The sequence below is a fragment of the Methylocella tundrae genome, from assembly GCF_901905185.1.
GTDB classification, from domain to species: Bacteria; Pseudomonadota; Alphaproteobacteria; order Rhizobiales; family Beijerinckiaceae; genus Methylocapsa; species Methylocapsa tundrae.
Genome location: NZ_CABFMQ020000102.1, coordinates 1 through 9,634, shown reverse-complemented (window position 1 = coordinate 9,634; position 9,634 = coordinate 1). Strand labels below are relative to the sequence as shown.

The window sequence follows — 9,634 nt, the reverse complement described above, 5'->3', positions numbered from 1 at the left end:
GGGAGACATTTGAGCCATGTGCGGCATAGTGGGATTGTTCCTTAAGGACCCAGCGCTTGAGCCGGATCTTGGCCGGCATCTTGCGGTGATGCTTGAGACGATGACGGCTCGGGGTCCGGACAGCGCTGGTTTTGCGATTTATGGCGATGGCTCGCCGGAGCGGATCAAGATCACGCTTCGCGCGGGGCGTTCGGTTGACGCCGGGGCGCTGGCTGTATTGCTGGCTTCGGCGCTTGATGGCGAGGTCGACGTCGTCGCGCGGGGCACGCATGTGGTTGTGACGGTTGCGGCGGAGCAGGTGGGCCTGGCGCTGTCGGCGATCGGGGATCTTGACGATGATCTGACGGTGAGTTCGGTCGGCTCTCATATGGAGCTTTACAAGGAGGTTGGGCTTCCGGCGGATGTTGCGCGGCGGTTCGGTCTTTCGCAGATGAGCGGGACGCATGGCGTCGGGCATACGCGGATGGCGACGGAATCGGCGGTGACGACGGCTGGGGCGCATCCATTTTCGACGGGCAAGGACCAGTGCCTTGTGCACAATGGCTCGCTTTCGAACCACAATGAGCTGCGCCGCCGGCTGACGCGCGAGGGGATTTCGTTTGCGACGGAGAATGATTCGGAAGTCGCCGCCGGCTATCTGTCGTGGCGTCTTGCGCAGGGGGAAAGCCTTGGCGGCGCGCTTGAAGCCTCGCTGAAGGATCTCGACGGCTTCTACACTTTCGTGGTCGGCACCGACACGGGCTTTGGCGTGTTGCGCGATCCGATCGGCTGCAAGCACGCGGTGATGGCGGAGACCGAGCAATATGTCGCGTTCGGCACCGAATATCGCGCTCTGAGCCGCCTGCCGGGCATCGAAAACGCCCGCGTCTTCGAGCCCAATCCCGCCACCGTCTATTTCTGGGACCGCGCCGCATGACCACTCAATTTTCAGCGAAAGCGGTCGACCTCGCCGCGACCTCGGTGCGTGAACTCAACGCCGCCCTTCACGCGATCAGGGAAGGCAGCAATGTCGCGCGCTGGCAGGTTCTCAATCCGCGCGGCGTGCACGCCGTGGCGGCCGGCGTCGACGCCGACGTGACGATCGAGATCGACGGCGACGTCGGCTATTACTGCGCCGGCATGAACAAGCGCGCGACGGTGATCGTCAACGGCAGCGCCGGGCTTGGCCTTGGCGAGAATATGATGTCGGGCCTCATCTATGTGAAGGGCGACGCCAGCCAGGCGGCGGGCGCGACGGCGCATGGCGGCGCCATCGTCATCGAGGGCAACGCTTCGGGGCGCTGCGGCATTTCGATGAAGGGGGTCGACATTATCGTCAAGGGCTCGATCGGGCCGATGTCCGCCTTCATGGCGCAGGCGGGGACGCTCGCCGTGTTTGGCGACGCCGGCGACGCGCTCGGCGATTCGATCTATGAGGCGAAGCTTTATGTGCGCGGCGCGGTGAAGAGCCTTGGCGCGGACTGCGTCGAAAAGCCGATGGACGACATGCATCGCGCCGAGCTCTACGCGAAGCTGGAGCGGGCGGGCGCCGCAGGCGAAGTCGACGTCGGCGAGTTCAGGCGCTACGGCTCGGCGCGCGCGCTCTACCATTTCCATGTCGACAATGCGGGGGCCTATTGATGAACGATCAGATTCGTATCCCGCGCACCTTGCCGCGCTATTCGGCGACGTTCGATCCGCAGACGATGTCGGAGATCCGGCGCGCGGCGGCGACGGGCATTTACGACATCCGCGGCGGCGGCGCCAAACGCAAGGTTCCGCATTTCGACGACCTCCTGTTTCTCGGCGCCTCGATGTCGCGCTATCCGCTCGAGGGCTATCGCGAGAGATGCGACACCTCGGTGGTGCTCGGCGCGCGCTTCGCCAAGAAGCCGATCGAACTGAAGATCCCGATCACCATCGCGGGCATGAGCTTTGGCTCGCTCTCGGCGCAGGCGAAGGAGGCGCTGGGGCGCGGCGCCTCGGTGGTCGGCACGTCGACGACAACCGGTGACGGCGGCATGACGCAGGAGGAGCGCGGCCATTCCTCGATCCTCGTCTATCAGTATCTGCCCTCGCGCTATGGCATGAACCCCGACGATCTGCGCCGGGCGGACGCCATCGAGGTGGTGATCGGACAGGGCGCGAAGCCGGGCGGCGGCGGCATGCTGCTTGGCCAGAAGATCTCGAAGCGCGTCGCCGAGATGCGCACGCTGCCGGAAGGCATCGACCAGCGCTCGTCCTGCCGCCACCCCGACTGGACCGGGCCGGACGATCTCGAAATCAAGATCGAGGAGCTGCGCGAGATCACCGACTGGGAGAAGCCGATCTATGTGAAGGTCGGCGCGTCGCGGCCCTATTACGACACCGCGCTGGCGGTGAAGGCGGGCGCCGACGTGATCGTTCTCGACGGCATGCAGGGCGGCACGGCGGCGACGCAGGAAGTGTTCATCGAACATGTCGGCATTCCGATTCTGGCGGCGATCCGGCCGGCCGTGCAGGCGCTGCGCGACCTTGGCATGCACCGCAAGGTGCAGCTCATCGTCTCGGGCGGCATCCGCAACGGCGCCGACGTCGCCAAGGCTTTGGCGCTTGGCGCGGACGTCGCCTCGATCGGCACGGCGGCTCTCGTCGCGCTGGGCGACAACGACCCGCATCTTGAGGCCGAATATCAGGCCCTTGGCACGACCGCCGGCGCCTATGACGACTGGCATGAAGGGCGCGATCCGGCCGGCATCACGACGCAGGATCCCGAGCTCGCAAGGCGGCTTGACCCGATCGCGGCCGGGCGCCGGCTCGCCAATTATCTGTCGGTGCTGACGCTCGAGACGCAGACCATTGCGCGCGCCTGCGGCAAGAGCCATGTGCATAATCTCGAGCCGGAGGATCTTGTGGCGCTGACGGTGGAGGCCGCCGCCATGGCCGGCGTTCCGCTCGCCGGGACGTCGTGGATTCCGGGAGCCGGAGGACGATAGCGGGCGCAGACCCACGTCGCCCAGCTGTGGACTTCGAATTGCTTGAACAATTCGAAGGTTCGTATCGGCCAACCAACGGTCACAATATTTGGAGAGGAAGCTTATGTCGACCCTGCTATCGGAAGTCGCCGCGGAGCGCGGCATCAAGAACTTCCTGGTATCCTACACGGATCTGTTCGGCCACATGCGCGCCAAGCTCGTGCCGGCGCGGGCGATCGACAAGATGGCGCGCGACGGCGCGGGCTTTGCGGGCTTTGCGACCTGGCTCGATATGACGCCCGCCATGCCGGACATGTTCGCGGTGCCGGATCCGGACAGCCTCATCCAGCTGCCGTGGAAGCGGGAAGTCGGCTGGCTCGCCGCCGATCTCTACATGGAAGGCAAGCCGGTCGATCAGGGCCCGCGCAATGTGCTGAAGCGCCTCATCGCCGAACTGAAGGAGCTTGGCTATGAGATGCGGGCCGGCGTCGAATGCGAGTTTTTCCTGCTCGCGCCCGACGGCTCCTGCATCGCGGACGGCGCCGACAAGCAGACGAAGTCCTGCTATGACCAGCAGGCGCTGATGCGGCGCTATGAGGTCATCACCGAGATCTCGGAAGCGATGGACGAGCTCGGCTGGAAGCCCTATCAGAGCGACCATGAGGACGCCAACGGGCAGTTCGAGATGAACTGGGAATATGACGAGGCGCTGAAGACCGCCGACCGGCACTCCTTCTTCAAATATATGGTGAAGTCGCTGGCCGAGAAACACGGCATGCGGGCGACCTTCATGCCGAAGCCGTTCCTCAATCTGACCGGCTCTGGCTGCCACTCGCATGTGTCGCTCTGGCGCGGCGAGGACAACGCTTTTGAAGACAAGGACGGCGAGCTTGGCGTCTCGGAGCTCGGCTACCGTTTCCTCGGCGGCCTGATGGAGCACGCCGACGCGCTCTGCGCCCTCACCAATCCGACGGTCAACTCCTACAAGCGCCTCAGCGCGCCGCGCACCACCTCCGGCGCGACCTGGGCGCCGAACTCGATCACCTACACCGGCAACAACAGGACGCATATGATCCGCATTCCCGAGGGCGGACGCTTCGAGTTCCGCCTCGCCGACGGCGCGACGAATCCCTATCTGCTGCAGGCCAGCGTCCTCGTCGCCGGCCTTGACGGAATGAAGAGCAACCGTCATCCGGGCGAGCGCTCCGACTTCGACATGTACGCCGAGCCGCATAAGGTCAATGGCGCGAAGAAGCTGCCGCAGAATCTGCTCGACGCGCTCCGTCTCTTCGAATCCTCCAAGATCGTCAAGGAGGGCCTTGGCGAGTCCTTCGTCAGCTCCTACGCCAAGCTCAAGCACCAGGAATGGCAGGACTATACGCGCCATCTCAGCGACTGGGAGCGCGACCACACGCTGGATTGCTGAAACGCAGCCTCATGGGCGCCCGCGCGCGGCGCCCGCGTCGATCACAAATCCGCGCCGAAAGATATGACGGATGACATTCTCCGGCTTTGAGCTTTTGAAGAACGCGCTGAACGGCGGCGCCGGCTGGACGCCGCACTGGCGCAAGGCGCAGCCGAAGGCGGCCTATGACGTGATTGTCATCGGCGGCGGCGGCCACGGCCTCGCCACCGCCCATTATCTCGCCAAGGAATTCGGAATCCGCGACGTCGCGGTGATCGAAAAAGGCTGGATCGGCTCCGGCAACGCCGGACGCAACACGACGATCATCCGGTCGAACTATCTGCTTGCCGGCAACATCCCTTTTTATGAACTCGGCATGAAATTGTGGGAGGGGCTGGAGCAGGACCTCAACTACAACGCCATGGTGTCGCAGCGCGGCGTGCTCAACCTCTGTCACAGCGACGCGCAGCGCGACGCTTTCGCGCGGCGCGGCAACGCCATGCGGCTCAATGGCGTCGACGCGGAGCTGCTCGACCGCGAGGGCGTGCGGAAAATGGCGCCCTATCTCGATTTCGACAACGCCCGCTTCCCGGTGCAGGGCGGCCTGCTGCAGCGGCGCGGCGGCACGGCGCGCCACGACGCCGTGGTGTGGGGCTATGCGCGGGCGGCCGACCGGCGCGGCGTCGACATCGTGGAGAACTGCGAAGTCACCGGCCTCAGGCAGGAGAACGGCAAAATCATCGGCGTCGAGACGACGCGAGGCTTTATCGGCGCGCGGCGCGTCGGCGTCTCGGTCGCCGGCAACTCTTCCCGCGTGGCGTCGCTCGCCGGACTGCGACTCCCGATCGAGAGCTATGCGCTTCAGGCCTTTGTATCCGAAAGCCTGAAGCCGGTGATCGACTGCGTCGTCACTTTCGGCGCCGGGCATTTTTACATCTCGCAATCGGACAAGGGCAGCCTCGTCTTCGGCGGCGATCTTGAGCCCTATCCGTCCTATGCGCAGCGCGGCAGCCTCGCAATCTTCGCCGACGTCGCCGAAAACGCCATGGCCCTGATGCCGATGCTCGGCCGCCTGCGCATTCTGCGCAGCTGGGGCGGCCTCATGGACATGAGCATGGACGGCTCGCCGATCATCGACAGGACGCCGGTCGACGGGCTGTTCTTCAATGGCGGCTGGTGCTACGGCGGCTTCAAGGCGACGCCGGCGGCGGGCTTCTGCTTCGCGCATCTGATCGCCAAAGGCGAGCCGCATCCGGCCGCCGCGGCCTACCGGCTCGATCGCTTCGAGCGCGGATGCGTCATCGATGAAAAGGGCGCCGGTCCGTCGCCCAATCTGCATTGAGATGATAATCGTCATGAATGATCGTCACCGGCGCCCGGCACAAGGTTTTGACGCATGCTGATCCAGTGTCCCTATTGCGGGCCGCGCGACCTCGCCGAGTTCGCGGTCAATGGCGAAGCCGTGGCGCGGCCCGGCGCCGACGGCGGCCTCGACAGCGCCGCGAGCCGCGCCGCCTTCGCCGCGGCCGTCTATCTGCGCGACAACCCGGCCGGGCTCCACCGCGAACATTGGTTCCACGCGGCGGGATGCCAGAGCTGGCTTCTCATCGAGCGCGACACGCGCACGCACGACATTTTGAAGGTCGAGGCGACGCGGGCGCCGGAGCAGGCGTCATGAGCGGCGGCGGCTTCAGGCTGGGCTCCGGCGGCCTCATCGACCGCTCGCGCCCGCTGTCCTTCACATTCGACGGCAGGAGCTATCAAGGCTGGGCCGGCGACACGCTGGCCTCGGCGCTGCTCGCCAATGGCGTGCGCGTCGTCGGCCGTTCGTTCAAATATCATCGTCCGCGCGGCGTGCTCTCGGCGGGGCACGAGGAGCCGAACGCGCTCGTCGAACTGCGCTCCGGCGCGCGGCGCGAACCCAACGTCAAGGCGACGACGATCGAACTCTACGACGGCCTTGTCGCGTCGAGCCAGAACCGCTGGCCCTCGCTCGGCTTCGACGTCATGGCGCTGAACGGCCTGTTGAAGCCGGTGTTCGCGGCGGGCTTCTACTACAAGACCTTCATGTGGCCGGCGTCCTTCTGGGAAAAAATCTATGAGCCGGTCATTCGCCGCGCCGCCGGGCTCGGCCGCGCCAGCGCGCTCGAAGATCCGGACAGCTATGAGCATTCGAACGCCCATTGCGACCTGCTTGTCGTCGGCGGCGGCGGCGCGGGGCTGATGGCGGCGCTGACGGCTGGACGCGCGGGCGCGAAAGTCATTCTCTGCGAGGATCAGCCGCGCCTTGGCGGCCGGCTTCTCGATGAGCGCGAGAGCGTCGGCGGCCAGCCGGCCGCCCAATGGGCGAACTCCGTCGCGGCCGAACTCGCCGCCATGCCGAATGTCCGCGTTTTTTCGCGCACCAGCGTCGTCGCGGCTTTTGACGGCGGCGTGTTCGCGGCGCTGGAGCGGGTCGCCGACCATCTGCCGGAGCCGCCGCCCTTCACGCCGCGCCAGCGCTTCTGGCGCCTCGTCGCCCGCCGCGCCATTATCGCGACGGGCGCGAGCGAACGGCCTTTGGCGTTCCCGGACAATGACCGGCCTGGGATCATGCTGGCCGGCGCCGTGCGGTCTTATCTCAACCGCTTCGGCGTCGCCGCGGGCCGCCAAATCGCGGTCTATACGGCGACCGACGACGGCTGGCTCACCGCGCGCGACCTCATCAAGGCGGGACTTGCGCCCGTCGCCGTCATCGACGCGCGCGAAAAGGCGCCGGCGGAGTTCGCCGATGTGGCGAAGGCCGTTCCCGTCGTGCTCAATGGCGCCGTCGTCGCCACGCAAGGGCGCAAGGGCCTCAGCGCCATTACGGTCAAAGGATCGGGCGCCGCGCAAAACTTCGCCGTCGACGCGCTCGCCGTCTCGGGCGGCTTCAACCCCTCTATTCAGCTCGCGAGCTGTTTTCGCGGCCGTCCGGCCTGGTCCGACAAGATCCAGGCGTTCCTCGCCCCTGGCGTCGACGGCCTTCACATGGCGGGGGCGGCGGCCGGCCTCTTCGCGCCGGGCGAGGCGCTGAAAAGCGGCGCCGACGCGGGCTCTGCGGCCCTGCAGGCGCTCGGCCTCCCGGTCAAGCCGGTCGAGCTTCCCGCCGTCCGGCACAGCGCGGCGGGATCAGCGCCCGCCTGGTGGCGGCCGGGCCGGGGCGGGGACGCCAAGGTGTTCGTCGATTTCCAGCACGACGTCACCGCCTCCGACGTCATCCTCGCCCATCGCGAAGGCTATCGCTCGGTCGAACATCTGAAGCGCTATACGACGCTCGGCATGGCGACCGACCAGGGCCGCACCGCAAACCTCGACGCGCTCGCCATCATGGCGCAGCTGACCGGCCAGTCGATCCCGCAGACCGGCGTCACGCTGGCGCGCCCGCCGGTGATTCCGGTCGCCCTCGGCGCCGTCGCCGGCGCGCACCGGCGCGGCGCCTTCAAGCCTTTGCGCGAGACGCCGATCCACGCCTATGCGCTGGAGCGCGGCGCGCCCTTCATCGACGCCGGCCAGTGGAAGCGGCCGCAGTATTTTCCGCTCGCCGGCGACGCGGATCTCCTGGCGACGGCCAACCGCGAGGTGAATGCGGTGCGCTCAGGCGTCGGCGTGACCGACGTCTCGACCCTCGGCAAAGTCGAGGTCGAGGGGCCGGACGCGGCAAAGTTCCTCGATCTCGTCTGCGCCATGCGCCCGTCGGCGATCAAGGTCGGGCGCTGCGGCTATCTCATCATGCTGCGCGAGGACGGCTTCCTCAAGGACGACGGCATGTTCGCCCGCTTCGCCGAGGACAGATATGTCGCCTATGTCTCGACGGCGCACGCCGCGCCGGTGTACCGGCACATGCAATATTGCCGGCAGGTCCTGTGGCCGGAGCTCGACGTCAACCTCACGGCGGTCACCGACGGCTGGGCGCAGCTCGCCATCGCCGGGCCGAAATCCCCGGCGGTGCTGCAGGCGCTCGTCGACGCGCCGGTGTTGATCACCCAGGCGGATTTTCCGCCGATGCGGGCGGCCGAGATCACGATCTGCGGCGGCGTTCCGGCGCGCCTTTGCGCGCTGTCCTTCTCCGGCGAGCGCTCCTTCGAGCTTGGCGTGCCGGCGGGCTTTGGCGACGCGCTGATCCGCCGCGTCATGGCGGTCGGCGAACCTTATGGCGTCGTCGCCTATGGCAGCGAGGCAATGGGCGTCATGCGCATCGAAAAAGGCCATCCCGCCGGCGGCGAGATCAACGGCCAGACCACCGCCTATGATCTCGGCATGGCGCGCGCGCTCGCCAGGGACAAGGATCATGTCGGCCGCGTCCTCTGCGCGCGCGAGGCGCTCGTCGATCCGGCCCGGCCGCGCCTCGTCGGCGTCAGGCCGCTTGATCCCAATCAACGCCTTCGCGGCGGCGCGCATATCATCCCGGCCGGCGCCGTTCCCTGCGCCGAAACGGATCTCGGCTGGATCAGCTCGGCCTGCTGGTCGCCGACGCTGTCCTCCTGGATCGGCCTCGCCCTGGTGTCGGGCGGCCCGGACCGGATCGGCGAAAAAGTGCGCGTTTACGATCCCCTTCGCGGCGGCGACGTCGCCGCCGAAATCGTCGCCTCCTGCTTCGTTGATCCGAAAGGCGAGCGCTCCCGTGTCTGAACCCTTTGCAACATCTCATGCGGCCGCCGCCGCGGCCGGGCTCGCCCTGGAGCTGACGCCGCATTATTTTCGCGCCGGACGTTTTGGCGCGCCGGCGCCGCAGCCCGGCGTGACGCTGGAGCTGGTCGCCGGCGAGGACCGCTTCAACATCGAGGCGCGCCGCGGCAGGACGGCGGAGCTCATCGCGGCGATCGGCGCGGCGTTCGGACAGGCGCCGGCCGACGGCCCGCGAACCGTCGAGGCGGGCGGCTTTTCCTTCGTCGGCGTCGGCCCGTCGCGCTGGCACGCCATTGCGCGCGGAAAAGACCGCGCCCCGCGCCGCGCCGCGCTGATCGCGGCGGCGCGCGATCTCGCGACCGTCGTTGATGTCTCGCATGGCTTCACGGCGTTCAGGCTCAGCGGACCGCGCGCCGCCGACGCGCTCGTCAAGCTCGTCCGCCTCGACCTCGACCCGGCCGCCTTCCCGCCCGGCGCCGCCGCCGCCACCGAGCTGCACGGCATGAGCGTCCAGCTCCGCCGCACAACCGCCGGAGAAGCCTATGAATGCGCCGTCGCCAGAAGCTTCGCCGCAAGCCTCTACAGCGCACTCATCCAAGCCAGCCAGCAATACGCCCTTTGGGTTCAGCTCAAAGACGAGGCTTGAAGC

General features: G+C 67.3%; 8 protein-coding genes. All 8 read left to right on the top strand.

Annotated features, from left to right (window positions below; genetic code table 11):
• Positions 1–16: 16 nt before the first annotated feature.
• The 8 genes from MPC4_RS16115 to MPC4_RS16080 all read left to right on the top strand — a co-directional run bounded on the left by MPC4_RS16115 (position 17) and on the right by MPC4_RS16080 (position 9,631).
• Positions 17–916 (top strand): class II glutamine amidotransferase, encoded by a 900-nt coding sequence (locus MPC4_RS16115; RefSeq protein WP_174513417.1) that lies wholly within the window; start codon positions 17–19, stop codon positions 914–916.
• Positions 913–1,620, top strand: a complete 708-nt coding sequence (locus MPC4_RS16110; RefSeq protein ID WP_174513416.1) for a protein glxC — start codon at positions 913–915, stop codon at positions 1,618–1,620. The genes MPC4_RS16115 and MPC4_RS16110 overlap by 4 nt, the downstream gene beginning before the upstream one ends.
• On the top strand, positions 1,620–2,954 hold the full coding sequence (locus MPC4_RS16105) for an FMN-binding glutamate synthase family protein (RefSeq protein WP_174513415.1): 1,335 nt from the start codon (positions 1,620–1,622) through the stop codon (positions 2,952–2,954). Before MPC4_RS16110 ends, MPC4_RS16105 begins: the two co-directional genes overlap by 1 nt.
• A 103-nt stretch (positions 2,955–3,057) precedes the next feature.
• Entirely contained in the window at positions 3,058–4,359 is a 1,302-nt protein-coding gene (glnT, locus tag MPC4_RS16100) for a type III glutamate--ammonia ligase (RefSeq protein WP_174513414.1), read from the top strand.
• 70 nt (positions 4,360–4,429) lie between these two features.
• Entirely contained in the window at positions 4,430–5,680 is a 1,251-nt protein-coding gene (locus MPC4_RS16095) for a sarcosine oxidase subunit beta family protein (RefSeq protein ID WP_174513413.1), read from the top strand.
• Positions 5,681–5,734: 54 nt separating this feature from the next.
• Positions 5,735–6,016: a sarcosine oxidase subunit delta gene (locus MPC4_RS16090; RefSeq protein WP_174513412.1), complete on the top strand. Its 282-nt coding sequence runs from the start codon at positions 5,735–5,737 to the stop codon at positions 6,014–6,016.
• On the top strand, positions 6,013–8,988 hold the full coding sequence (locus MPC4_RS16085; protein ID WP_174513411.1) for a sarcosine oxidase subunit alpha family protein: 2,976 nt from the start codon (positions 6,013–6,015) through the stop codon (positions 8,986–8,988). The genes MPC4_RS16090 and MPC4_RS16085 overlap by 4 nt, the downstream gene beginning before the upstream one ends.
• Positions 8,981–9,631, top strand: a complete 651-nt coding sequence (locus tag MPC4_RS16080) for a sarcosine oxidase subunit gamma (protein WP_174513410.1) — start codon at positions 8,981–8,983, stop codon at positions 9,629–9,631. The genes MPC4_RS16085 and MPC4_RS16080 overlap by 8 nt, the downstream gene beginning before the upstream one ends.
• Positions 9,632–9,634: the final 3 nt, after the last annotated feature.